Genomic DNA, 22,170 nt, shown 5'->3' on the forward strand with positions numbered 1-22,170 from the left:
CACACGTCAACGTCTTGTTAAGGGCGGAAGAGGGCACCTACGGTCATCCGGACCGCCGCTCGGCGGCAGTTCAAGGGTGAACGTGAGGTGTCCTCCATGCTGACCGTCCTCGGCTTCGCCATGATCGCGACCTTCCTGGTTTTGATCATGCTGAAAAAGATGTCGCCGATCGCGGCGCTCGTACTGATTCCCGCGCTGTTCTGCGTCGCGGTCGGGCAGGGGGCCCAGCTCGGCGACTACGTCATCGAAGGGGTCGGCAAGCTGGCGCCGACCGCCGCGATGCTGATGTTCGCGATCGTCTACTTCGGCGTCATGATCGACGTCGGTCTCTTCGACCCGATCGTCCGGGGCATCCTGCGCTTCTGCAAGGCGGACCCCGTGCGGGTCGTCGTGGGTACGGCGGTGCTCGCCGCGATCGTCTCGCTGGACGGCGACGGCTCCACCACCTTCATGATCACCGTCTCGGCGATGTATCCGCTCTACAAGCGGCTCAAGATGAGCCTGGTGGTCATGACGGGTGTCGCCGCCACCGCCAACGGCGTCATGAACACCCTGCCGTGGGGCGGACCCACCGCCCGCGCCGCGACCGCGCTCAAGCTGGACGCCGCCGACATCTTCGTGCCGATGATCCCCGCGCTCGGCGTGGGCCTGCTCTTCGTCTTCGTGCTGGCGTACGTGCTTGGGCGCCGCGAGCGCAAGCGCATCGGCTACCTGACCCTCGACGAGGTGCTGGTCCCGGAGACCGACGCGGTGCTGGTCACGGCGGGCGGCGGCAAGGGCAAGGGCCAGGGTCAGGGCCAGGGCCAGGGCGGTGGCGGGAAGGCGACGGGCTCCACCGGCGACGCCACCGGTGCGGCGACCGGTACGAGTGCCGGCGAGGGCGACGGGTTCCAGGGGCTCGACCCGAACCGGACGACGCTCCGCCCCCGGCTGTACTGGTTCAACGCCGCCCTGACGGTGGCGCTGCTCGCGGCGATGATCCTCGAACTGCTGCCGATCCCGGTGCTGTTCCTCCTCGGCGCCGCCCTCGCGCTCACCGTCAACTTCCCGAAGATGACCGAGCAGAAGGAGCGGATCGCCGCCCACGCGGACAACGTCCTCAACGTCGCCGGCATGGTCTTCGCCGCCGCCGTCTTCACCGGCGTCCTCACCGGCACGGGCATGGTCAAGCACATGGCCGACTGGCTCGTCGGCGCCATCCCGGCGGGCATGGGCCCGCACATGGCCCTGGTCACCGGCGTGCTGAGCCTCCCGCTCACGTACTTCATGTCGAACGACGGCTTCTACTTCGGCGTGCTCCCGGTCCTCGCGGAGGCGGGCGCGGCCCACGGGGTGTCGTCCCTGGAGATCGCCCGCGCCTCCCTGGTCGGCCAGGCCCTGCACATGTCGAGCCCGCTGGTTCCCGCCGTGTACGTGCTGGTCGGCATGGCGAAGGTGGAGTTCGGCGACCACACCCGGTTCACGGTGAAGTGGGCCGCGCTGACCTCGCTGGTCGTGCTGGCGGCCGGGATCCTCTTCGGGATCATCTGACCCGGCCGGGCCCCGTCACCAGCGGACGGAGGTGAGCCGGACGGGTGGAAGTCGGAGGGTGGCGCGTCGAGTCGCCACCCTCCGTATCCAGTTTGTGACAGATAGTCGGATTATCGCAGCAAGTGCCCGATTGAGTTCACGACTGGAGGACCTTCCCCATGACGACACCCCCCACCCGTGCCCTGCTCCGAGCGTCGCTCGCCACCCTGGCGCTCAGCGCCGTGACCCTCGGGGGTGCGCCGGCGGCCTTCGCCGCGCCCGGTGACAACGGCGACGTGAAGGTCCACCGGCAGGGCACCCCCGACACCAGCCAGACCAACGAGCCCCAGGTCGGGTGCATCTTCCGCTTTGCCGGCTTCAACTTCGACGGCCTGCAGAGCATCCAGTGGAGCATCGCCCCGCAGCCGAACCAGCCAGGCAACCAGTTGTACCCGAGCGGCAGCATCGTTCTCGACGCCAACGGCGACGGGGCCACGGACGACATCAGCGGTGTCCCGACCGGCATGTACAAGGTCGAATGGACGTGGGAAGGCAAGAACGGCTCCCCGAAGTCGAAGGTCTTCCGGGTGAACTGCCCGGACGGTGGCAACGGCGGGAACGGGAACGGCGGGAACGGGAACGGCGGTAACGGCAACGGCGGTAATGGGAACGGCGGTAACGGCGGCGGTCACGGCCACGGCAGGCCCCCGCACGGTCCGGTCGGCGCCGGCGGTGGCGGCAGCGCGCAGCTCGCCGCCGAGGACTCCTCCGCCTTCGGCGTCGGGGCGGCCGTCGCGGCCGGCCTCGCCGGCACGGCCGGACTCGTCCTGATCCGCCGCTCGCGCCGCCGCGACAATGGCGCCGCGTAGGTCCCGCTTCACCCGCAGGCAGCGGCGCCTGCTCCGGCTCGCCAGGACCGTGGTGGTGACCGTGGTCCTGGTGACGGGGGGTATCTGGTGGGTCGGTGACGAGGAACCGGCCGACCCGCCGCTCGCCGCAGGCCCGGCCGCTCCCGGCCGGGCCGGGGCGGCGGCCGGAGCGCCCGCCGCCCTGGGCCACAAGCCGAAGCCCCGGGCGCTGCCCAGGGCCACGCCCCGGCCACGGCCCAAGGCCACGCCCCGACCGCGGCCCGCATCCCCACCCGCGCCGTTGGCCCGCTCACGCCCCGTCACCGTCGCCGTCCCGGCCATCACCATCGAGGCCCCCGTGATCGAGCTCGGCCTCGACGCCGCCGGAAAGCTCGGCACACCACCCGTCGACAACCCCCGCGTCGCCGGCTGGTACGCCAAGGGGCCCGCCCCCGGCGAGCGCGGAACCGCCGTCGTCGTCGGCCACCGCGACACCCGCACCGGGCCCGCCGTCTTCCTCAACCTCAACTCGCTCAGCGCCGGCAACACCGTCCGGGTCGCCCGTGCCGACGGCAAGGTCGCCGTCTTCACGGTCGACCGCGTCCGGACGTACGCCAAGGACGCCTTCCCCGACAAGGAGGTGTACGGAGACACCGGGCGGCCCGAACTGCGGCTGCTCACCTGCGGCGGAGCCTTCGACCGGGGCAAGGGCTACGAGGCGAACATCGTCGTCTTCGCCCACCTCACCGAGATCGCCCAGAAGATCTGACCCCGGCGTCCGGCCCCACGCCCCTGGACCGGCCGGACCCGCACACGAACCCACGCCCCGGTCGACGGAATCCAGCCGCTCCGTCGACCGGGGCGTGTGCCGTGCCCGGTGGCACGGGCCGTCCCGGGTGCGGCACGCGCCGCCGTCCGCCCATCAGGTATGCCGGGTGCCCTCCGGCAAGGGGGGTTCCGCCAGTTCCGGCGCCGTACGGCTGTACGGGACCGCCGTGGACAGGTGGTGGGCCGGGGCGGCACGATCGAGCGGTGCCGTGGCGTGTCGCCGAGCGGGACCGGAGCGCGCCACCGACCGGGTGCGGGGCGCGTCTTCGAGCGGGGCCCGAGCGTGCCGCCGGGCGGGGCCGGAGCCTCCCGCCCGGTGAGACCCGGGGCACGCGGGCGGACCCTGGCGTCGGAAAACTAACAGCGCTAGTTTGGGTGGGACGACGCCCGGGCGACCTGAGGAGACAGCGGATGAAGGCCCACGACGCGATGTACATCGGCGGGGAGTGGCGCCCCGCCTCCTCCACCGACACCATCCCGGTGCTGAACCCGGCCGACGAGCAGGTCATCGGCCACGTCCCGGCGGGCACCGCCGAGGACGTCGACGCCGCCGTGCGCGCCGCCCGCGCCGCGCTCCCCGGCTGGGCGGCCACCCCGCCCGCCGAGCGCGCGGCCCGGATCGCCGCCCTCCGCGACGCGCTCGCCGCCCGCGCGGAGGAGATCGCCGCGACCGTCACCGCCGAGCTCGGAGCCCCGCCGCAGCTCGCCGCCGCCGTCCACGCCGGACTGCCGATCGCCGTCGCCGGCAGCTACGCCGAACTCGCCGCCACCCACCCCTTCGAGGAGAAGGTCGGCAACTCCACCGTCTACGCCGAGCCGGTCGGCGTCGTCGCCGCCATCACCCCCTGGAACTACCCGCTCCACCAGATCGTCGCCAAGGTCGCCCCGGCCCTCGCCGCCGGCTGCACCACCGTCCTCAAGCCCGCCGAGGACACCCCGCTCACCGCGCAGCTCTTCGCCGAGGCCGTCCACGAGGCCGGACTGCCCGCCGGCGTCTTCAACCTGGTCACCGGTCTCGGCCCGGTCGCCGGGCAGGCGCTCGCCGAGCACCCCGACGTGGACCTCGTCTCCTTCACCGGCTCCACCGCCGTCGGCCGCCGCATCGGAGCCCTCGCGGGCGGCGCCGTCAAGCGGGTCGCGCTCGAACTCGGCGGCAAGTCCGCGAACGTGATCCTGCCGAGCGCCGACCTCCCCAAGGCCGTCGCCGTCGGCATCGCCAACGTCATGTCCAACTCCGGCCAGACGTGCAGCGCCTGGACCCGGATGCTGATCCCCGCCGACCGGTACGAGGAGGCGGTGGCGCTCGCCGCCGAGGCCGTCGCCAAGTACGTCCCCGGCGAGCGCGTCGGCCCCCTGGTCAACGCCAAGCAGCAGGCACGGGTCCGCGGCTACATCGAGAAGGGGATCGAGGAGGGCGCCCGGCTCGTCGCCGGCGGCCCCGAGGCCCCGCGCGAGACCGGCTACTACGTCTCCCCGACCGTCTTCGCCGACGTCACCCCCGACATGACCATCGCGCAGGAGGAGATCTTCGGCCCCGTCGTCTCGCTCCTGCGGTACGAGGACGAGGAAGAGGCCCTCGCCATCGCCAACGGGACCGTCTACGGGCTCGCCGGAGCCGTCTGGGGCGAGCCCGAGGCGGCCGTCGCCTTCGCCCGCCGCATGGACACCGGCCAGGTCGACATCAACGGCGGCCGCTTCAACCCGCTGGCCCCCTTCGGCGGGTACAAGCAGTCCGGCGTCGGCCGGGAGCTCGGCGCGCACGGCCTCGCCGAGTACCTCCAGACCAAGTCCCTGCAGTTCTAGGCATCGAGGAGAGACGCGTGATCCGCGCCGCCGTCCTGCCCGCCGTCGGCTCTCCGCTGGAGATCACCGGCATCGAACTCCCCGAGCCCGGACCCGGCCAGGTCAGGGTCCGGCTCGCCGCCGCCGGGGTCTGCCATTCCGACCTCTCCCTCTCGAACGGCACCATGCGCGTGCCCGTCCCGGCCGTCCTCGGCCACGAGGGCGCGGGCACCGTGGTCTCCGTCGGCGAGGGCGTCACCCACGTCGCCCCCGGCGACGGCGTCGTCCTCAACTGGGCGCCGTCCTGCGGCAGCTGCCACCCCTGCTCGCTCGGCGAGGTCTGGCTCTGCGCCGACGCCCTGACGGGCGCCGCGAACGTCCACGCCCGCACCGAGGACGGCACCGAGCTCCACCCCGGGCTCAACGTCGCCGCCTTCGCGGAGGAGACGGTCGTCGCCGCGAACTGCGTCCTGCCCGCCCCGGAGGGGGTGCCGCTCACCGACGCCGCCCTCCTCGGCTGCGCCGTCCTCACCGGCTGGGGCGCCGTCCACCACTCCGCCAAGGTCAGGGAGGGCGAGACCGTCGCCGTCTTCGGCGTCGGCGGGGTGGGCCTCGCCACGCTCCAGGCCGCCCGGATCGCGGGCGCGTCGACGATCGTCGCCGTGGACGTCTCCCCGGAGAAGGAGGCGCTCGCGCGGGCCGCCGGGGCCACCGAGTACGTCGTCGCCTCCGAGACCACGGCCAAGGAGATCCGGAAGCTGACCGGGGGACACGGCGTCGACGTGGCCGTCGAGTGCGTCGGCCGGGCCGTCACCATCCGGACCGCCTGGGAGTCCACCCGGCGCGGCGGCCGCACCACGGTCGTCGGCATCGGCGGCAAGGACCAGCAGGTCACCTTCAACGCCCTGGAGATCTTCCACTGGGGCCGCACCCTTGCGGGCTGCGTCTACGGCAACTCGAACCCGGCCGAGGACCTGCCCGTGCTCGCCGAGCACATCCGGGCGGGCCGGTTCGACCTCGGCGCCCTCGTCACCGAGCGGATCACCCTGGAGGGCATCCCGGGCGCCTTCGAGAACATGCTCGCGGGCAAGGGCGGCCGGGCCCTGGTCGTCTTCTGACCCTGACGCGCCGAGGGGCCCGCACCGAGCCCAGGTCGGTGCGGGCCCCTCGTCACAGATCCAGCACGAGACGCTCGCCGCGCGAGCGGCCCACGCAGATCATCATCGTCGTCCCCGAGGCCTTCTCGTCCTCGCCGAGGACGGAGTCGTGGTGCTCGGGCGTCCCGGCGAGCACCTTCGTCTCACAGGTGCCGCACCAGCCTTCCTCACAGGAGTACGCCACACCCGGCACCACCTCGCGCACGGTGTCGAGCAGGGTCCGTCCGGGCTCCACGCGCAGAGTCCGCCCGGTCCGCCGCAGCTCGACCTCGAACCCGCCCTCGCCGGAGGGCCTCTCCACCGGCGCCGCACCGAACCGCTCCATGTGCAGCGGCCCCGCCCAGCGCTCCTCCACCGCCCGCAGCAGCCCCTCGGGTCCGCAGCAGTACACGGCCGTGTCCGCCGGCAGCCCGCCCAGGACGGCGTCCAGGTCGGGCAGCCCCGCCGTGTCCTGCGGGACGAGCGTGACCCCCGGCAGTCCGGCGAGCTCCTCGCGGTACGCCATGGACGCCAGGCTCCGGCCGCCGTACAGCAGGGACCACGAGCCCGGAGGCAGGGAGCGGATCATCGGCAGCAGCGGGGTGATGCCGATGCCGCCCGCGACGAACAGGTACCGCTCGGCGGGCACCAGCGGGAAGCGGTTGAACGGGCCCCGGACGCCGAGGACCGTGCCTTCCCCGACCGAGGCGTGGATCTCCTCGGAGCCACCCCGACCCGCCGGCTCCCTCAGCACCCCGAGGCGGTAGACGCTCCGGTCGGCCGGATCGCCGCAGAGCGAGTAATGACGGACCGCCCCGGACGGCAGCGTCACCTCCAGGTGCGCACCGGGCTCCCAGGGCGCGAGGTCGGCGCCCGTGGGATCCGCCAGGAGCAGCCCCCGTACGCCGTCCGCCTCCTCGGCGACCGATGTCACCCTCAGCCGGACCATGGACATGGCATCACCTCGAAGCTCGTGACGGCGGCAGCAGCGGCTCCGGCCACACCCGGCACACCACCCCGTACAGCACGGCGGCGACCAGGAAGGAGGCCGGCAGACTCAGGTCCACCCCGCCCGTGAGGACGGTCAACGGGCCGGTGTACAGCGGGTTGTTGACCCAGAGGACCCCCACGAAGGCGCCAGCCGCGAAGGCCGCGGCGGCGCGCGGGTTGACCCCGCCCGTGTACCAGTACCGTCCGCCGCCGCCCGTGGTGAACGTCCGCAGCGCCTCCGCGTCGTACCGGCCCCGGTGGAGCACGTACCCGACGGAGAGCACGGCCGCCCACGGGGCCACGACCGTGAGCAGCAGCGTCACGAACGCCGACATGGCGTCCATCGCGTCGTACACCACCGCCCCGAGGTACAGCACGGCCGCCGCGAGCAGCGCGACCACCGTGGTCACGGCGGCCCGGGAGGAGCGCCAGAACACCGAGTTGGCCGAGAGCCCGGCCGCGTACAGGCAGAGACCGGCCTGCGGCAGGGTGCCCGCGAAGCCGAAGACGACCACGGCCACCGCGAACCAGCCCGGTACGGCGTCCGTGAGGCCCTGCAGCCACGGCTCGTCGGGCACGGGGAAGAGCGTCGTCACGTACGCGCCGGTGAGCAGGGCCGCGAGGCTGCTGAGGAACATCGAGACGCCGCTCGCCCGCACCACCCGGCCGGTGGGGGTGGTGGCCGGCATGTAGCGGGTGTAGTCGCCCTGGAAGGTGGCGTACGACAGGGGCACGGTCGCGGACGCGGTCGCCGCGAGCAGCCAGGTGTGCAGGGTGCTGTCGAGCGCCAGGGGCCCGCCGGCGTATCCCGCGTCGAACTTCGGCGCGAGCACGAGGGCGGTGCCGAGCAGGACCGCCCCGCCGGTGACCGCCGTGATCCGGTACGTGCGGACCAGCGTCTCGTGCCCGCGCACGGCGACCAGCGCGACCGCCGCCGCCGTCACGAACATCGCGACGGTCAGCGCGCCCGGACCCGTGGGCGTGGAGAACAGCCGGTGGCCCGCGACCATGACGGCCGTGCCGCCCGTCCACACCGCGATCGCGAAGAAGCCGAGCGCCGTCACCACCGTGATGACGTTGCCGACGACCCTGCCCCGCACGCCGAAGTGCGCCCCGCTCGACACCGGATCGTTGGTGCCGGTGCGGACGCCGAACCGGGCGAGCGGGGCGAGCAGCGCCGTCCCGACGGCGACGCCCGCCGCGATCGCGCTCGCCGACGCCCACCAGCCGAGACCGAAGACCACGGGCAGCGCGCCGAGCACCACCGTGCCGAACGAGAACTGCGCGGAGGGCCAGATCCATCCGAAGTCGCCCGGCGTCGAGGTGCGCTCCGCCTCGGGCACCGGTGCGATGCCGTCGTGGTCGACCGCCGCACGGGGCGGCGTCACGGTGGACGCCGCCCCGGTCGGTGTGGTGGTCATGAGGCGCCCCCGGCGGGGTCCTCGGGACGGTCCTGGCCGGGCAGCACGTCGACCACCCGGAGGGCGGCGCAGGCCGCCCCCGAGGTGCGCTCGCCGCTGGTCAGGTCGAAGGTCGTGTGGTGCAGGGGGCAGGTGATCCGCAGCCTGTCCCCGTCGACCCTGCCGTACTTGAGCCGGCCCCCGCGGTGGGGGCAGACGGCGGCCGCGAGGACCTTGCGGCCGCCGACCTCGACCAGGACCAGGTCCTCGGTCACCTGGCGGACGACGGGCTCGCCGGAGGCCTGCCGCCCGGCGGGCACGGCCGTCATGCGACGGTCTCCCGCGCCCGCGCGATCGCCGCTTCCTGGGCCTCGCCGACGATGTCGGAGGCCAGCCGGACGCCCGCCCAGATCTTCGCGAAGTCCGGCTCGTCGAGCGCGCGGATCGCCGTACGCATGTGGTTCGAGTGGTACGAGTCGATGTACAGGTGCTCGGTGTAGTAGGCGTCGTGCACGATCCCGAGCCGCCGCGCCGCCCGGGCGAAGCTCTGGAAGGCGTACAGGACGCTGGTCTCGAAGTAGGCGTACGCCCCCAGGAAGTACTGGGGAGACGACGCCCGGCTCGCCAGCCAGTGGAACATGTTGACGTACGCGTAGCACTCCGGGGTGGTCTCGTCGAGGTAGTCGTCGAGCTCCAGGCTCATGCCGAGTTCGGTGAGCAGGTCCCGGTAGAGCTGGGAGTGCGCCTTCTCCTCGTTGCCGCAGCCGAGTTCGTCGATGAGGACCCGGAAGACCGCCATCGCCGAGCGGTAGGGCAGCCGGGGGACGACCGGCAGCAGCGACTCGGACTCGGTGAGCCCGTCGAGCGCGAACTGCCGGACGATCACCTTGAACTGGTCGAGCGTGGCGTGCTCGGCGAGGAAGGTCGCGCTCTCCGGGAGCGCGGCCTCCTCCTCGGCGAGGAACTCCTTGAGCGCCTGGAGCAGTTCGCCGGCCGAGCCGAAGCGGGGGGCGGAGGCCTCGTAGGCCCGCGCCTTCGGCAGGATCCACCGCTCCTCGATCGAGGCCATCGAGCCGTAGTCGCCGAGGTTGGGCACCCGCCGGTAGAGGGAGTGGAGCTCGCGGTGAGCCGTCGCGGGCGGGGTCGCGAACGAGTGCGCGGCCACGGGCACGGGGGACTCGGCGGTGGGGGAGGCGGGGGTGGTGCTCATGCCGCCTTCGCCTCCTCGTGCGTGGTGGGGGAGGAGATCACGCCGCGGGCGTGCAGCTCCTTCTTCACCCACCGGTACCAGTCGTCCTTGAAGACGCCGTACTTCTCGCAGACGGTGTTGATCTCCGCCTGGCGGTCCGGGGTCGGGTCGACCAGCATCGCGTTGCACAGGGCGGGTTCGAGGTTGGCCAGCGGGCCGATGAAGCCCTGGATGCCGCGGGCGTCGACGAGGAGGTTCTCCCAGCCCTCGAAGACCGGGATGCCGGTGCCGGCCTCGGCCATCCTGCGGGTGAAGGCGGCGTCGCCGCTGGACTCCTTGATGCCGACGATCCCGGGGATCTCCTCGCAGATCCGGATCAGCGTCTCGAACTCGATGCGATTGCCCGACAGCGCCTCCTCGTTGTAGAGGAAGATCGGTATGTCGAGGGCCGCGCGGATCGCCCGGTAGTGCTCGACGATCTGGTCCTGCGTCACGTCGGCACCGAACGGCGTGGTGACGACGACGGCGTCGGCGCCGATCTCGGCGGCCGTGCGGGCCCGGTCGATCACCGAGGCGGTGTCGGGGAGCTGGATCCCGGCGAGCACGGGGAGGCCGTCGGCGTGCTTGACGGTGTACGTGACGACGTCCTGCCACTGCCGGGCGTCGAGCTTCCAGCCCTCACCGGAGGTCAGGGCCGGCATGAGGCCCGTGACCTCGGCCCGGATGTGGTCCAGGAGCCGGACGACGCTCTGCTCGTCGACGGTGCCGTGCTCGTCGAGGGGGGTGATCAGCGGGACGACGGTCCCGGAGTAGGTGTCAGGCATGAGTGGGGTGCCCTTCGCGATGGCTTCAGAGGTTGTCGGAGTCGACCGTCAGCACCAGCGAGCGCCGGTAGAGGTCCTCCAGGTACGCGGGGAACGAGGGCTCCGCGGCGGCGCCGACCGGCACGACGGGCAGGTCGGTCCTCCCGAGCAGCCGGGGGCTCGCGGTGTGCAGCGTGCCGCCCCGGCCGATGACCTGGGCGAGGAGCAGGCGCTCGTGCGTGGGCAGGCCTTCGAGGGCGGGGGTGGTGAAGGCCCGCCGCAGGTCGTCCTCGTCGTACGGGACGCGGTCGATGGCCAGGTCGGTGTGGAGGACGTCCATGAACGGGTAGTACTCGTCCTGGACCTTCCGCTCGTAACCCCACACCAGGTCGTCGCAGCGGCCGACCTGCTCCCAGTTCATCACGACCCGGCCGGCGTCCCCGGCGGCCAGCCGGCCGGCGAAGAAGGCCTTGGCGCCGGTGCGGACGGCGACGTCCTCGCTGTGCATGCCCATGAAGAGGGTGGCGTCGATGAACACCGTGGGGGCGTGGTCAGTCGCTTCGGGGGTGGTGTCAGGCCGCATAGCGCTCGAGCACCTTCCGCATCCGCTCCATCGCGCCGGCGAACACCTCGGGCTCGCGGGCCAGGGCCAGGCGGACGAAGCGCTCGCCCTTCTCCTTGGTGTTCCAGTAGAAGAAGGTGCCCGGCAGGACGTACACCTCCTCGTCGAAGAGGACGGCCTGGAGCTGGGTGGCGGTCAGGTGCTCCGGCTTGATGCGGAACCAGGCGACGCTGGTGCCGACGACCGGCTCCTGGAACTCCAGGATGGTGCCGTCGAGGGCGGCGCGGGCGGCGTCGCCGTTGGTCTTGATGATGTCGCGGACCGAGGCGAAGCCGTCCTCGATGGAGTCCTCGATGTACTGCGTGACCATGTTGAGGACGAACGGCGAGACGTTCAGCAGGACGCTGGTGTGGAGGTTGTAGACCTCCTCCTGGATGTCCCGGCTGGCGGTGATCATGGCGCACTTGGCGTCCTGGATGGGCCAGGTCTTGCCGGTGTCCTCCATGACCATGTAGGTCACGCCGGACTCCTCCAGGAGCTTGTAGATGTCGACGCGGCCGATGCCCTCGTCGCACAGCGCGAAGGAGGCGAAGCAGAAGTCCATCACCAGGACCTTGTCGTGGTCCACGCAGTAGCGGACGACCTCGGCGAAGCCCTCCAGCTTCTCGGCGAGCAGGGTGAACCCGGTCGGGTTGTTGGGGTCGACCAGGTAGATCGCGTCCGCGTCGATCGACTCGACCAGGCGCTCGTAGATGGCGTCCTTGTCGTGCAGCACCGACTCGTCGACCGGCCCGAGCGGCACCTGCATGTTGCGCAGCAGGTCGACCAGGTTGTCGAAGCAGGGCTCCACCAGCTGCACCGACATCCCGCGCTGCTTGAGGAACATGCCGGCGACCATGGTGGAGACGCTGGCGGAGTACGAGAGGAGCGTGCGGTCCATCGCCCGGGCGGTGGGCTGCTGGTGCAGGCGGAAGAAGGCGTCGACGAACTGGCGCTCGAAGTGCGCCTGCTGCTTCGTCTCCGACTCGTGCCAGAGCTCGGGGAGCCGCGAGACGATCCGCTCCTGCGAGGCGGACTGACGCTGGTGCGTGTGGGCGTCGGCCAGGTTGAACCGGGTCTTCAGGGCCTCGATCTCGTGCTGGGTGAGGTCGACGAAGGTGCTGACGTCTGCCTTGTCGGTCAACGACATGAAGAACTCCCGCTGTCGATACGAAACTCGTCCGGAATTCCGGCGGCGCAAACGACTGTAGGAGCTTCGAGCGGCCTTGCGAATAACGAGCGGGTCACGCAATTAATAATCACCGCGATGTTCTGCCGGAGAAAAAAAGGAACGACGGCCAGGCATTCCGCGAAATGGAATGCCTGGCCGTCGTTCTCTTTTTAGGCCGCCGGCGGCGGCTTTTTCGACTACTCCGTGGCGGCCCGCAGCAGGATGTCCTCGTACACCTTCGGGTCGTCCGAGGCGATCACCGGCCAGCCGATGCCGTACGCGCCCTCCCAGCCCACGTCGATGCCGGGGTTGGCATGGTCGGAGCCGTCGGGCAGGAACAGGTGCGGGCTGCAGTTCACGCGGTCGCTCTTGGACAGCGCCGCCTGGTCGGAGAGGCTCCGGCGGGCCCGCCCGTCGTCCAGCGCCTCGGTGAGGGCGTCCACGTCGACGGCGCCCGTCTCCGCGGCCACGTCCAGGATCACCTTGCGGTGGCTGATGCAGCGCGACTCGGCCCAGAAGGCCCGGCGAAGCCCGAGGTCGAGCTGCTCCGAGGCGTTCAGGCTCTGCTCCTTCGCGGCGAGCACCGCCTCCAGGGCGGGCAGCGTCGTCGAGGGGTACAGCCAGTCCTTCGCCTGCCACAGCTGCCAGCCGGCGGCCGGCTCCAGGCTGGCCATCCGGGCGACCTCGCTGTCCGTGCCGGGGCGCGGGCTCGGGGCGTCGTTCAGCAGCTCCAGCGGGAAGGCGCGCAGGTCGAAGGAGACCTGCTCCTCCAGGCCGAGGCGGGCCCGGGTGGCGTGCAGCCGGTGGATGGCGATGTGCGCGAAGGAACACCAGATGTCGGAGAAGACGGTGACGACTCCGCGCGGCGGGGTCAGATCGGCGGTGGTCGGGTCGGACATGGTTCTCCTCTGTTCGGTGCGCGGGCGGAGCGGTGCTCAGCCGGCGCTGGACTCGTGGGCGTCGAGCGCCGCCTCGAGGTCGAGGTCGGCGTCCGGCAGCCAGGCGGGCAGGGACGGGATGCGGGCCATCGCCTCGAAGAGCCGGGGCACGGCGCTCTCCTCGACGGTCGGCCCGTGGGCGCTGAGCAGCCGCGCGGGACGCAGCGCGGCCAGCTCGCGCACGGGCCGCAGGAACTTCGCCTCGTCGACCAGCGCGGTCCACGGGGCTATTGCACGGTTCAGCACCTCGAAGCCGTGGAAGAATTCTTCCTCGGAAAGGTCGGTGAAATCCTGGCGAATTTCTTCCACGACGGTGCCGAAGCTGTCGGAGCTGTAGAGCGTTCCATCGGAATGGTCGAACACGGCGAGAGTCCCGGGTGAATCGAAGGTGGGCGGCCGGTGAAAGCTCAGCTCGCGATCACCGACTTTCACACGACTTCCCGGGTTCGCGGTTACTACCCGTTCCTGCGGAATGCTGAACTCCTCCGATATTCGCGTCACTGATATCGCGTTGGCGAGCACCTTCGCGTGCGGCGCGGCATCGAGGATCCGGCCGAGCGCGCCGGTGTGGTCCCGGTCGTCGTGGGTGACGACGACCCAGCGCAGGTCGGCCGGGTCGACCAGCGACCAGAGGGAGTCCAGGAAGCCCTCCCGGTCGACGGGCATGCCGGTGTCCACGAGGAGCGGCTGCCCGGACCGTACGAGGAAGGCGTTCACCGGCTGGTCGCCGAGGCCGGGGATGGGCAGGGCCGAGGGGAGGACGTGGATGTCCGGCCCGGCGGTGTAGGACGTTCTCACGATTCACCTTTCATGGCGCACCGAGCGGGCCGGGGGCCCCGGGCCGGGGGCCCGGGGGCGCCGGCCTCGGTCAGACGAGCTGGATGGTCAGGGAGCCGGCGATCAGCAGGGCGAGGCCCAGGGCGCGCGGCTTGGTCAGGGAGCGCTGCGGGAGCTTGAACAGGCCCTTGTGGTCGATCAGCGCGGAGGTCAGCTGCTGTCCCGTCACGGTGAGGGCGATGGTCACGGCCGCGCCGATGGTGGGGATGAGCAGGAAGGTGCCGGTGACGTACGCGGCGGCGCAGGCGCCACCGAGCCAGCCCCACCAGGGCATCTTCTTCAGCGGGGCGATCTTGGGCTTCGGGGTCTTCCGGGTCGCGTAGAGCACGAGCAGGACGACGGCGATGGTGAAGGTCGCCACGGCGAAGCTGATCACGGCGACGGTGATGGGCTCCTTCAGCTGGGCGCGCAGCTGCGCGTTGACCGCGCCCTGGACCGGCAGGACGCCGCCGGCGACGATGCCGAGGACGAGCCAGCCGACACGGCCGGCGCTCGACATCTTGGGGGCGCCGGGAGGGGCCGCGGCCTTCATGCCCCGGATGATCACGACGATGCCCGCGAGGACGGCGAGGGCGCCGAGGACGATGCCGACGCTCAGGTCCTTCTGCTTCAGGCCGAGGAGGCCGAAGAGGTCGAGGGCGAGCGAGGCGAACATCTGGCCGGTGACGAAGAGTCCGACGGCGGCGAGTGCGCCGAGCCGTGGGAACAGCAGGATGCCGCTGGTGATGTAGAGGGGGCTGGCGAGTCCGCCGAGCAGCTGCCACCACTCCACGTCGGGCAGCTTGCCGAGCGCGCCGAGCGCGCCGGCCGCCACCGCGAGCACGACGAGCAGCGTGGTCGCGACGCCGAGCTGGATGGTCGAAGCGCCGTACGGGGTGCCGACGGCCGAGTTGAGCTGGAGGTTCACCGAGGCCTGGACGGCCAGGAGGCAGCCGACCAGCAGGGCCGCGGCGAGGAGCGCGGTGTGCATCTGGATCTCCCTGGGGCGGGATGGCGAGCGGATAAGTGGACACTGAGTCCGTTTAGCATGCCATGCAACATGGCAAACGGACAAGGTGTCCACTTAGCCCCGAGGGAAGTAAGGTCTGGTCCATGAGCGACGACGAGCAGCGAGGTCGTGGAGCCGCCTCCGTGCACCGGGTCGGCGGACTCCTCGGCGATCTTCAGGCGGCGGAGGAGCAGCCGGTCGCCCCGCGCCGGCGCGCTGACGCGGAGCGCAACCGTGCCCAGATCCTGGCGGCGGCCGAGCAGCTCTTCGCCGAACAGGACCCGCGATCGGTCACCATGGACCGGATCGCCAAGGCGGCGGGCGTCGGCCGCGCCACGCTGTACCGCAGCTTCCCCGATCCGTCCTCGGTCGCCGTGGCGCTGCTCGACGAGCACGAGCGCCGGCTGCAGGGGCAGCTCATCTACGGACCGCCGCCGCTCGGACCCGGCGCACCGGCCGGGGAGCGGCTCGCGGCGTTCTATCTGGCGATGCTCGATCTGCTCGAACGGCATCTGCCGCTGGCGCTGGGGGCGGAGACCGGCCCCGCGCGCTTCCGGACGGGCGCGTACGGCTTCTGGCGCGTCCACGTGCGCACCCTGCTGGTCGACCACGGGGTCGAGGACCCGGATCCGCTGATCGACATCGCGCTCAGTCCGCTGTCGCCCGAACTCTTCCAGTTCCAGCGGCACCAGCTCGGCCTCTCGGCCGAGCGCATCGGACGTTCACTGACGGTCTTCGCCCGTCGACTGCTGGAGTCAGGAGGCGGTCGCTGACCTCCCCTGCGAGGGCGCCTTCGGCGGCGCCGGGGTCGCCGGGTGGACGAGCCCCGGCAGGATCAACTCCCAGATGCGGCGGAGCCGTTCCTCGGCCGGATCGTGCAGGGCGCCGCTCTCCGCGGGCCACGACTCGTCGGCCGGGGCGCTCGGGCGGCGCATCTCCAGCTCGACCCCGGTGATCACGTAGCCGATCAGCGCCGCGACCGCCGTCGCGTCCACGCCCGGCCGCAGGGCCTTCTCCGCCACCGCGTACCGCGCGAGACGGCCCACCTCGCGCCGCCAGGGGCACTCCTGCCCGGGCCCGGGGTCGGTCGACTGCAGCTCGCGGGCGAGGCGCTCCCCGGCCCGCGCCACGGGGTCGGTCTCGAAGAGCCGGATCAGCGCGTGGGTGGTGATCACCAGCTTGTCGATCGCGGTGCCGCCCATGCCCTCCGTGGACAGGCAGGCCGACTCGACCGTGATCCGGGTGACCGCGCGGGCCCGCCCGCGCACCGCGGTCGCCAGATCCGACTTGGTCGCGAAATGGAAGACCAGGGCGCCGGTGGTCAGCCGGGCCTCGCCGGCGATCCGGGCGAGCGACGCCCGCTCGTACCCCACCCTGTCGAACACCCGCGCGGCCGACGACAGGATCTCCTGTCTCGTCCGCTCCGCCCGCTGTTGAATCGCCATGAGCTCCCCCGTGGGCTTGCGAGAAGGTGCCGGAGCGTTATGTTCCGGCCTACGCCTGTGACCGCCTCGAAACTATCCGGCCGGGGAGCGGCGAAACGTGGCTTCTCGCCCGTCCGGCCGGAACTGGGGCTTGACGCGCGCCTTCCTCCCAGGTCGCGGGCGCCCGCCCTGCGCGGACCGCCCGCGAACTGACCGGAACCGGGGGTATGCCCTGTCAGGTGGATCCAGCCGTTCCGGCGGTCACGGCGGCCCGCGCCCGGGAGCGGGATACGGCCACGCCCGCGAGGCACAGCGCACCCCCGGCGAGCGTGAGCAGACCCGGTAGCTCGCCCAGGAACACCCACGCGAGGACCACGACGAGCGCGGGCACCGCGTACGTCGTCGCGCCCATCCGGCCCGCGGTCGTACGGGCGAGGGCGTAGGCCCAGGTCGTGAACGCGAGGGCGGTCGGGAAGACCCCCAGGTAGACCATGTTCAGGGTCGCCGACAGCGGGGCCCGGCCCGCCTCCTCGACCAGCTGCCCGGCGAAGGGCAGACAGGCCGCCGCCCCCACCAGGCACCCGAAGGTCGTGACCTGGAGCGCGCTGGCGTGCGCGAGTGCCGGCTTCTGGGACACGACCCCGCCCGCGTACGCCATCGCCGCGAGCAGACAGAGGACCACCCCGAGCACGGAGGCGTGTCCGCCGGAGCCGCCGCCGGACATCGACAGGCCGACGGTCACCGCCCCCGCGAAGGAGACCGCCATGCCCGCGAGCAGCCGGGGCGGCAGCGACTCCTTGAGGAACCGCGCGCCGAGCAGGGCGATCAGGATCGGCCCTATGTTCACCACCATCGCCGCCGTGCCCGCGTCGACCTCCTGCTCGCCCCAGTTCAGGACCACCATGTACGCCCCGAACCAGAGCAGCCCCGAGGTCACGATCCCCGGCCAGGCGGCCCGCGGCGGCAGCCCCTCCCGCCGCACCAGGAGCACGGCCCCGAGGACCAGCACCCCGGCGAGCAGCCGGCCGAGCGCGAGCGCGCCGGGGGAGTAGGCCGCCCCGGCGCTGCGGATGGAGACGAAGGCGGAGGCCCACAGGACCACGGTGACACCGGCGGCGGCGAGCGCGAGCCGGGAGGATTGCTTCTGCATGCCCCGACCGTAGGCGGTGGACCGTTCGGCGCTCACCGCAATATCGAGCGGGGGGTACGGGCGGAGGCCCGGGCCCTGGCCGCCCCCGGCCCGGCCCTGCCGGCCCTGCGCTGCTCGGCCCCGGCCCTGCTCGGCCCCCTGGCCGGGCCCTGCCCTGCCGGCCCTGCGCTGCTCGGCCCCCCGGCCTTGCTCCGCTCGGCCCCCGGACCGGCCCTGCTCGGCCCCGGTCCGGGTCCTGCTCGGTCCGGCCCTGCTCGGCTTGGCCCCGCCCGGCCCCGCTCCGCCCCGCTGGGCGTGGCAACGCCGCCCCATTCGGCCCCGCTCCGCCCCGCCCGGCCTGGCCCCGCTCGGTCCCGCCCCGCTCCGCTCAGCGCAGGGCCGTCGGCGGGATGCCGAGGCCGGTTCGCAGGGCCGTCTCGCCCTGCGGGGTCACCTTCACGGCCCGCTCGGACCCGATCCGCACGCACCATCCGGCGTCGAGCGCGTGCCGGCACAGCGCGGCGCCCGCGAGCCCCGCGAGGTGCGGGCGGCGCTCGGTCCAGTCGAGGCAGCCGCGCGCGACGGGCCGCCGCCCCTTCCGTACGAGGGGGATGCCCTGCTCGTCGAACCAGGCCAGGCCCCGGTCCGTGAGCGCGAACCCGGTGTCCTGGCGCAGCAGTCCGCGGTCCGTCATCGCGTCGGCGATCGCGATGCCGAGCCGTCCCGCGAGGTGGTCGTAGCAGGTCCGGCCGCGCGCCATCGCCTGCCCGGCGCTCGCGGCGCGCAGCGAGCGCGGCGGCGCGGGCACCTCGGGCTCGGACCGGGCGGCCAGGTCCTCCACGAGATGGGCGACCCCGGGGTCGGCGAGGCGCACGTACCGGTGTCTGCCCTGCCGTTCCTCCGCGAGCACCCCGCCCGCCACCAGCTTCCCGAGGTGCTCGCTGGCGGTGGACGGCGCCACCCCGGCGTGCCGGGCGAGCTCCCCGGCGGTCCAGGCCCGCCCGTCGAGCAGGGCGAGCAGGAACGCGGCGCGGCTCTCGTCCGCGAAGAGCGCCGCGAGCGCGGCGAGATCACTGGCTGCCATGGGGCAAGCCTGCCGCACTCACGCTTCGGCGTCGGCCGAACCGTCGGGCGCGGCCGCGGACCGGCGGGCCGGGACCGCCTCGTACTGCAGTCGCAGACCGTCGAGCAGCGCCCGCAGGCCCGTCTCGAACGCCCCCTCGTCGACCTTCTGGCGGCGCTCCGCGAGGAGGTGGGCCTGGCCGAGGTGGGGATAGTCGGCCGGGTCGTAGGCCGTCTCGTCGTCGACGAAGCCGCGGGCGAAGGAGCCGAGGGCGGAGCCGGTGATGAAGTACCGCATCAGCGCGCCGATGGAGGTGGCCTGGGCCGGGGGCCAGCCCGCCCGGACCATGGCGCCGAAGACGGCGTCGGCGACCTTCAGGCCCGCCGGGCGGCGGCCCGGTCCCTGGGCGAGGACGGGGACGATGTGCGGGTGGTCGGCGAGGGCCGCGCGGTAGGAGACCGCCCAGTCGTGCAGCGCCGTCCACCAGTCCCGGCCGTCGTCCGCCGCGAACATCGACAGGTCGATCTTCGCGCTCACCGCGTCCGCGACCGCGTCGAGGATCTCGTCCTTCGTGCGGAAGTGGTTGTAGAGCGAGGGCCCGCTCACGCCGAGTTCGGCGGCGAGCCGCCGGGTGGAGAGCGCCGCCAGGCCCTCCGCGTCCACGAGTGCGCCCGCCGTCTCGACGATGCGTTCTCGGCTGAGCAGGGGCTTGCGCGGTCGGGCCATGGCGCACATAGTAGGCCCGCACCAGGAAAACTAGCAGTGGTAATTAAATGGCCGAGTGGGGTGGCACCGCATGAATCTGGAACTGGGCGAGGAGCAGGAGGCCGTACGGCGGCTCGCCGAGGACTTCGTCGCGCGCGAGGTCACCCCGCACGCCGCCGCGTGGGACCGCGCCGAGCAGGTGGACCGCGCCCTCGTGAAGAAGCTCGGCGCCGTCGGCTTCCTCGGGCTCACGATCCCGGAGGAGTACGGAGGTTCGGGCGGCGACCACCTCGCGTACTGCCTCGTCACCGAGGAGCTGGGGCGCGGGGACTCCTCCGTGCGTGGCATCGTCTCCGTCTCCCTCGGCCTGGTCGCCAAGACGATCGCCTCCTGGGGCACCGAGGAGCAGAAGCGGGAGTGGCTGCCCCGGCTCGCCACCGGCGAGGCGCTCGGCTGCTTCGGCCTCACCGAGCCGGACACCGGCTCGGACGCCGGGAACCTGGCCACCCGCGCCGTGCGGGACGGCGACGCGTACGTCGTCAACGGCGGCAAGATGTTCATCACCAACGGCACCTGGGCCGACGTCGTGCTGCTCTTCGCCCGCACGAACGACACGCCCGGCCACAAGGGCGTCTCCGCCTTCCTCGTCCCCGCAGACACCCCCGGCCTCACCCGCCGGCCCGTCCACGGCAAGCTCGGCCTGCGCGGCCAGGCCACCGCCGAGCTGGTCCTGGAGGACGTCCGCATCCCGGCGGACGCCATGCTCGGCCCCGAGGGCAAGGGCTTCGCCGTCGCCATGTCCGCCCTCGCCAAGGGGCGCATGTCGGTCGCAGCCGGCTGCGTCGGCATCGCGCAGGCCGCACTCGACGCGGCCGTGCGGTACGCCGGGGAGCGCGAGCAGTTCGGAAAGCCCATCGCCTCGTACCAGCTGGTCCAGGAGCTCCTGAGCGACATCGCCGTCGACGTGGACGCCGCCCGGCTGCTCACCTGGCGGGTCGCCGACCTGATCGACCGGGGCCAGGACTTCGCCACCGCCGCCTCCAAGGCCAAGCTGTACGCCTCCGAGGCCGCCGTCCGCGCCGCGAACAACGCCCTCCAGGTCTTCGGCGGCTACGGCTACATCGACGAGTACCCGGTCGGGAAGCTGGTGCGCGACGCCCGCGTCATGACCCTCTACGAGGGCACCAGCCAGATCCAGAAGCTCATCATCGGCAGGGCGCTGACGGGGGTCTCGGCCTTCTGAGTACGTCGCTGAGTACGTGGACGGATGTGGCGCCGACCACATCCGTCCGATGCTGTGCGGCATGAGCGACACACCGGTCAAGCAGCAGAACACCGCCGCCTACTACATGCAGGCCGTCATCTCCTTCGGGATCGCGATCGCCGCCGTGGCCATCGGGATCTACCAGCTCGACGCCAGCGCCTGGGTCCGGGCCTTCCTCGCCGTCTCGGTCCTCTACCTCACGACCTCGGCCTTCACCCTCGCCAAGGTCGTCCGCGACCGCCAGGAGGCCGGCCAGATCGTCAGCCGGGTGGACCAGGCCCGCCTGGAGAAGCTCCTCGCCGAGCACGACCCCTTCCAGAAGCTCTGAGCGCCCGAGGATCTAAGCGCTTGCTCACCCTCGTTGTATGGTGTTCGTCCTGACGGGGTCCGAGAAGGAGTGTGGGATGAGCACGGCGGAGGAGACGCCCGGGGGCGAGGACATGCCCTGGGACGAGGTCACGCCCGAGGCGGCCCGGAGGCTGCTCGTGGCCGCCGTCGAGGCGTTCGCCGAGCGCGGCTACCACGCCACCACCACCCGGGACATCGCGGGCCGCGCCGGGATGAGCCCCGCCGCGCTCTACATCCACTACAAGACCAAGGAAGAGCTGCTCCACCGGATCAGCCGCATCGGTCACGACAAGGCCCTGGAGATCCTCCGGGCCGCGGCCGACGGCGACGGCACCGCCGCCGAGCGGCTCGCCGACGCCGTCCGCTCCTTCGTCCGCTGGCACGCCGAGCGCCACACGACCGCGCGCGTCGTCCAGTACGAGCTCGACGCGCTCGGCCCCGAGCACCGCGCCGAGATCATCGAGCTGCGCCGCGAGTCCGACGCGACCGTGCGCCGGATCCTCGAAGAGGGCGCGGCGGCGGGCGAGTTCGACGTGCTCGACGTGTCCGGCACCGCGGTCGCCGTGCTCTCCCTCTGCATCGACGTCTCGCGCTGGTTCAACACGCAGGGCCGTCGGACGGCCGACGAGATCGGCGTGCTCTACGCCGACCTCGTCCTCAGGATGGTCGGCGCTCAGAAGTAGTAGCGGGAGACCGACTCGGCCACGCAGACCGGCTTCTCGGAGCCCTCGCGCTCCACGGTCACCGCCGCCGTCACCTGCACGCCGCCGCCCGCCTCCTCGACCTTCGTCAGGACCGCGGTGGCGCGCAGGCGCGAGCCGACCGGGACAGGGGCGGGGAAACGCACCTTCTCCGTCCCGTAGTTGAGGCCCATCTTCATGCCCTCGACCCGCAGTACCTGCGGGACGAACAGCGGCAGGAGGGACAGCGTCAGATAGCCGTGCGCGATCGTCGTGCCGAAGGGGCCGGTCGCGGCGCGCTCCGGGTCCACGTGGATCCACTGGTGGTCCCCGGTCGCCTCCGCGAAGAGGTCGATCCGCTTCTGGTCGATCTCCAGCCAGTCGCTGTGCCCCAGCTGCTCGCCCACCCCCGCGCGCAGCTCCTCGGCGGAGGTGAAGATCCTCGGCTCGGCCATGTGTCCTCGTCCCTTCTCGTACGGCATACCCGATGGTCGGTATCTAAGCGCTTGCTCAGCATGTGGGGTGCGGGGGCCGCTG

The 22,170-nt window shown here is 72.4% G+C and carries 24 protein-coding genes; 9 read left to right on the top strand and 15 right to left on the bottom strand.

Annotation, left to right across the window (positions count from 1 at the left end):
• Positions 1-96: 96 nt before the first annotated feature.
• The 5 genes from BLW86_RS29670 (at position 97) to BLW86_RS29690 (ending at position 6,085) form a co-directional block, all read left to right on the top strand.
• Positions 97-1,530 carry a CitMHS family transporter gene (locus BLW86_RS29670; RefSeq protein WP_093878944.1) on the top strand — a complete coding sequence of 478 codons (1,434 nt, stop codon included), beginning with the start codon at positions 97-99 and terminating at the stop codon, positions 1,528-1,530.
• A gap of 158 nt (positions 1,531-1,688) precedes the next feature.
• Positions 1,689-2,378 (top strand): hypothetical protein, encoded by a 690-nt coding sequence (locus tag BLW86_RS41595; RefSeq protein ID WP_093876879.1) that lies wholly within the window; start codon positions 1,689-1,691, stop codon positions 2,376-2,378.
• Positions 2,365-3,126: a class F sortase gene (locus BLW86_RS29680; protein ID WP_093876880.1), complete on the top strand. Its 762-nt coding sequence runs from the start codon at positions 2,365-2,367 to the stop codon at positions 3,124-3,126. The genes BLW86_RS41595 and BLW86_RS29680 overlap by 14 nt, the downstream gene beginning before the upstream one ends.
• Before the next feature lie 470 nt (positions 3,127-3,596).
• Complete coding sequence (locus BLW86_RS29685) at positions 3,597-4,988, top strand: aldehyde dehydrogenase family protein (RefSeq protein ID WP_093876881.1); 1,392 nt, start codon at positions 3,597-3,599, stop codon at positions 4,986-4,988.
• A 17-nt stretch (positions 4,989-5,005) separates the two neighbouring features.
• A complete protein-coding gene (locus tag BLW86_RS29690; RefSeq protein ID WP_093876882.1) occupies positions 5,006-6,085 on the top strand; it encodes a Zn-dependent alcohol dehydrogenase in 1,080 nt (359 codons plus the stop codon).
• Between the two features lie 52 nt (positions 6,086-6,137).
• Here BLW86_RS29690 and BLW86_RS29695 read toward each other — a convergent pair whose 3' ends face one another.
• The 10 genes from BLW86_RS29695 to BLW86_RS29740 form a co-directional block, all read right to left on the bottom strand.
• Complete coding sequence (locus BLW86_RS29695) at positions 6,138-7,058, bottom strand: PDR/VanB family oxidoreductase (protein ID WP_093876883.1); 921 nt, start codon at positions 7,056-7,058, stop codon at positions 6,138-6,140.
• 4 nt (positions 7,059-7,062) lie between these two features.
• The gene (locus BLW86_RS29700) at positions 7,063-8,514 is read right to left on the bottom strand and encodes a purine-cytosine permease family protein (protein WP_256341466.1); all 1,452 of its coding nucleotides are present in this window, start codon (positions 8,512-8,514) and stop codon (positions 7,063-7,065) included.
• On the bottom strand, positions 8,511-8,822 hold the full coding sequence (locus tag BLW86_RS29705) for a Rieske (2Fe-2S) protein (RefSeq protein WP_093876884.1): 312 nt from the start codon (positions 8,820-8,822) through the stop codon (positions 8,511-8,513). Before BLW86_RS29705 ends, BLW86_RS29700 begins: the two co-directional genes overlap by 4 nt.
• The gene (locus BLW86_RS29710) at positions 8,819-9,703 is read right to left on the bottom strand and encodes an iron-containing redox enzyme family protein (RefSeq protein WP_093876885.1); all 885 of its coding nucleotides are present in this window, start codon (positions 9,701-9,703) and stop codon (positions 8,819-8,821) included. The genes BLW86_RS29705 and BLW86_RS29710 overlap by 4 nt, the downstream gene beginning before the upstream one ends.
• Positions 9,700-10,506, bottom strand: coding sequence for a dihydrodipicolinate synthase family protein (locus BLW86_RS29715; RefSeq protein WP_093876886.1), 807 nt, complete (start codon positions 10,504-10,506; stop codon positions 9,700-9,702). The genes BLW86_RS29710 and BLW86_RS29715 overlap by 4 nt, the downstream gene beginning before the upstream one ends.
• Before the next feature lie 25 nt (positions 10,507-10,531).
• On the bottom strand, positions 10,532-11,068 hold the full coding sequence (locus BLW86_RS29720) for a DUF6190 family protein (protein WP_093876887.1): 537 nt from the start codon (positions 11,066-11,068) through the stop codon (positions 10,532-10,534).
• Positions 11,058-12,236, bottom strand: a complete 1,179-nt coding sequence (locus tag BLW86_RS29725) for a pyridoxal phosphate-dependent aminotransferase (RefSeq protein WP_093876888.1) — start codon at positions 12,234-12,236, stop codon at positions 11,058-11,060. The genes BLW86_RS29720 and BLW86_RS29725 overlap by 11 nt, the downstream gene beginning before the upstream one ends.
• A gap of 218 nt (positions 12,237-12,454) precedes the next feature.
• On the bottom strand, positions 12,455-13,156 hold the full coding sequence (locus tag BLW86_RS29730) for a DsbA family oxidoreductase (protein WP_093876889.1): 702 nt from the start codon (positions 13,154-13,156) through the stop codon (positions 12,455-12,457).
• Positions 13,157-13,192: 36 nt separating this feature from the next.
• Positions 13,193-13,993, bottom strand: coding sequence for an MBL fold metallo-hydrolase (locus BLW86_RS29735; RefSeq protein ID WP_093876890.1), 801 nt, complete (start codon positions 13,991-13,993; stop codon positions 13,193-13,195).
• 70 nt (positions 13,994-14,063) lie between these two features.
• Positions 14,064-15,002 carry a DMT family transporter gene (locus BLW86_RS29740; protein WP_093876891.1) on the bottom strand — a complete coding sequence of 313 codons (939 nt, stop codon included), beginning with the start codon at positions 15,000-15,002 and terminating at the stop codon, positions 14,064-14,066.
• Positions 15,003-15,124: 122 nt separating this feature from the next.
• Between BLW86_RS29740 and BLW86_RS29745 the strand changes: the two genes are divergently transcribed.
• Positions 15,125-15,793 carry a TetR/AcrR family transcriptional regulator gene (locus tag BLW86_RS29745; protein ID WP_093876892.1) on the top strand — a complete coding sequence of 223 codons (669 nt, stop codon included), beginning with the start codon at positions 15,125-15,127 and terminating at the stop codon, positions 15,791-15,793.
• On the opposite strand, the gene BLW86_RS29750 is transcribed toward BLW86_RS29745, so the two are convergent.
• The 4 genes from BLW86_RS29750 to BLW86_RS29765 all read right to left on the bottom strand — a co-directional run bounded on the left by BLW86_RS29750 (position 15,776) and on the right by BLW86_RS29765 (position 19,362).
• Positions 15,776-16,465 (bottom strand): TetR/AcrR family transcriptional regulator, encoded by a 690-nt coding sequence (locus tag BLW86_RS29750; protein WP_093876893.1) that lies wholly within the window; start codon positions 16,463-16,465, stop codon positions 15,776-15,778. The genes BLW86_RS29745 and BLW86_RS29750 overlap by 18 nt on opposite strands.
• A gap of 214 nt (positions 16,466-16,679) precedes the next feature.
• A complete protein-coding gene (locus tag BLW86_RS29755; RefSeq protein ID WP_093878946.1) occupies positions 16,680-17,594 on the bottom strand; it encodes a DMT family transporter in 915 nt (304 codons plus the stop codon).
• A gap of 367 nt (positions 17,595-17,961) precedes the next feature.
• A complete protein-coding gene (locus BLW86_RS29760) occupies positions 17,962-18,657 on the bottom strand; it encodes an ArsR/SmtB family transcription factor (RefSeq protein ID WP_093876894.1) in 696 nt (231 codons plus the stop codon).
• An 18-nt stretch (positions 18,658-18,675) separates the two neighbouring features.
• A complete protein-coding gene (locus BLW86_RS29765; RefSeq protein ID WP_093878947.1) occupies positions 18,676-19,362 on the bottom strand; it encodes a TetR/AcrR family transcriptional regulator in 687 nt (228 codons plus the stop codon).
• A 70-nt stretch (positions 19,363-19,432) separates the two neighbouring features.
• On the opposite strand from BLW86_RS29765, the gene BLW86_RS29770 reads away from it, so the two are divergent.
• From BLW86_RS29770 to BLW86_RS29780, 3 genes are all read left to right on the top strand, one after another.
• Positions 19,433-20,584: an acyl-CoA dehydrogenase family protein gene (locus BLW86_RS29770; RefSeq protein ID WP_093878948.1), complete on the top strand. Its 1,152-nt coding sequence runs from the start codon at positions 19,433-19,435 to the stop codon at positions 20,582-20,584.
• 61 nt (positions 20,585-20,645) lie between these two features.
• Positions 20,646-20,933 (top strand): YiaA/YiaB family inner membrane protein, encoded by a 288-nt coding sequence (locus tag BLW86_RS29775; protein WP_093878949.1) that lies wholly within the window; start codon positions 20,646-20,648, stop codon positions 20,931-20,933.
• A 76-nt stretch (positions 20,934-21,009) separates the two neighbouring features.
• Positions 21,010-21,636: a TetR/AcrR family transcriptional regulator gene (locus tag BLW86_RS29780; RefSeq protein WP_093876895.1), complete on the top strand. Its 627-nt coding sequence runs from the start codon at positions 21,010-21,012 to the stop codon at positions 21,634-21,636.
• Here the strand turns inward: BLW86_RS29780 and BLW86_RS29785 are convergent.
• Positions 21,627-22,088, bottom strand: coding sequence for a MaoC family dehydratase (locus tag BLW86_RS29785; protein ID WP_093876896.1), 462 nt, complete (start codon positions 22,086-22,088; stop codon positions 21,627-21,629). The genes BLW86_RS29780 and BLW86_RS29785 overlap by 10 nt on opposite strands.
• Positions 22,089-22,170: the final 82 nt, after the last annotated feature.

Origin of the sequence: Streptomyces sp. TLI_105 (assembly GCF_900105415.1) — a bacterium.
In the GTDB taxonomy this organism is placed as follows: domain Bacteria; phylum Actinomycetota; class Actinomycetes; order Streptomycetales; family Streptomycetaceae; genus Streptomyces.

What these genes read in the sequence shown, in the direction of transcription:
- BLW86_RS29670 (WP_093878944.1), top strand. Translation starts at nt 97, where the DNA reads ATGCTGACCGTCCTCGGCTTCGCCATGATCGCGACCTTCCTGGTTTTG.
- BLW86_RS41595 (WP_093876879.1), top strand. Translation starts at nt 1,689, where the DNA reads ATGACGACACCCCCCACCCGTGCCCTGCTCCGAGCGTCGCTCGCCACC.
- BLW86_RS29680 (WP_093876880.1), top strand. Translation starts at nt 2,365, where the DNA reads ATGGCGCCGCGTAGGTCCCGCTTCACCCGCAGGCAGCGGCGCCTGCTC.
- BLW86_RS29685 (WP_093876881.1), top strand. Translation starts at nt 3,597, where the DNA reads ATGAAGGCCCACGACGCGATGTACATCGGCGGGGAGTGGCGCCCCGCC.
- BLW86_RS29695 (WP_093876883.1), bottom strand. Translation starts at nt 7,058, where the DNA reads ATGTCCATGGTCCGGCTGAGGGTGACATCGGTCGCCGAGGAGGCGGAC.
- BLW86_RS29700 (WP_256341466.1), bottom strand. Translation starts at nt 8,514, where the DNA reads ATGACCACCACACCGACCGGGGCGGCGTCCACCGTGACGCCGCCCCGT.
- BLW86_RS29705 (WP_093876884.1), bottom strand. Translation starts at nt 8,822, where the DNA reads ATGACGGCCGTGCCCGCCGGGCGGCAGGCCTCCGGCGAGCCCGTCGTC.
- BLW86_RS29710 (WP_093876885.1), bottom strand. Translation starts at nt 9,703, where the DNA reads ATGAGCACCACCCCCGCCTCCCCCACCGCCGAGTCCCCCGTGCCCGTG.
- BLW86_RS29715 (WP_093876886.1), bottom strand. Translation starts at nt 10,506, where the DNA reads ATGCCTGACACCTACTCCGGGACCGTCGTCCCGCTGATCACCCCCCTC.
- BLW86_RS29720 (WP_093876887.1), bottom strand. Translation starts at nt 11,068, where the DNA reads ATGCGGCCTGACACCACCCCCGAAGCGACTGACCACGCCCCCACGGTG.
- BLW86_RS29725 (WP_093876888.1), bottom strand. Translation starts at nt 12,236, where the DNA reads ATGTCGTTGACCGACAAGGCAGACGTCAGCACCTTCGTCGACCTCACC.
- BLW86_RS29730 (WP_093876889.1), bottom strand. Translation starts at nt 13,156, where the DNA reads ATGTCCGACCCGACCACCGCCGATCTGACCCCGCCGCGCGGAGTCGTC.
- BLW86_RS29740 (WP_093876891.1), bottom strand. Translation starts at nt 15,002, where the DNA reads ATGCACACCGCGCTCCTCGCCGCGGCCCTGCTGGTCGGCTGCCTCCTG.
- BLW86_RS29745 (WP_093876892.1), top strand. Translation starts at nt 15,125, where the DNA reads ATGAGCGACGACGAGCAGCGAGGTCGTGGAGCCGCCTCCGTGCACCGG.
- BLW86_RS29750 (WP_093876893.1), bottom strand. Translation starts at nt 16,465, where the DNA reads ATGGCGATTCAACAGCGGGCGGAGCGGACGAGACAGGAGATCCTGTCG.
- BLW86_RS29755 (WP_093878946.1), bottom strand. Translation starts at nt 17,594, where the DNA reads ATGCAGAAGCAATCCTCCCGGCTCGCGCTCGCCGCCGCCGGTGTCACC.
- BLW86_RS29760 (WP_093876894.1), bottom strand. Translation starts at nt 18,657, where the DNA reads ATGGCAGCCAGTGATCTCGCCGCGCTCGCGGCGCTCTTCGCGGACGAG.
- BLW86_RS29765 (WP_093878947.1), bottom strand. Translation starts at nt 19,362, where the DNA reads ATGGCCCGACCGCGCAAGCCCCTGCTCAGCCGAGAACGCATCGTCGAG.
- BLW86_RS29770 (WP_093878948.1), top strand. Translation starts at nt 19,433, where the DNA reads ATGAATCTGGAACTGGGCGAGGAGCAGGAGGCCGTACGGCGGCTCGCC.
- BLW86_RS29775 (WP_093878949.1), top strand. Translation starts at nt 20,646, where the DNA reads ATGAGCGACACACCGGTCAAGCAGCAGAACACCGCCGCCTACTACATG.
- BLW86_RS29780 (WP_093876895.1), top strand. Translation starts at nt 21,010, where the DNA reads ATGAGCACGGCGGAGGAGACGCCCGGGGGCGAGGACATGCCCTGGGAC.
- BLW86_RS29785 (WP_093876896.1), bottom strand. Translation starts at nt 22,088, where the DNA reads ATGGCCGAGCCGAGGATCTTCACCTCCGCCGAGGAGCTGCGCGCGGGG.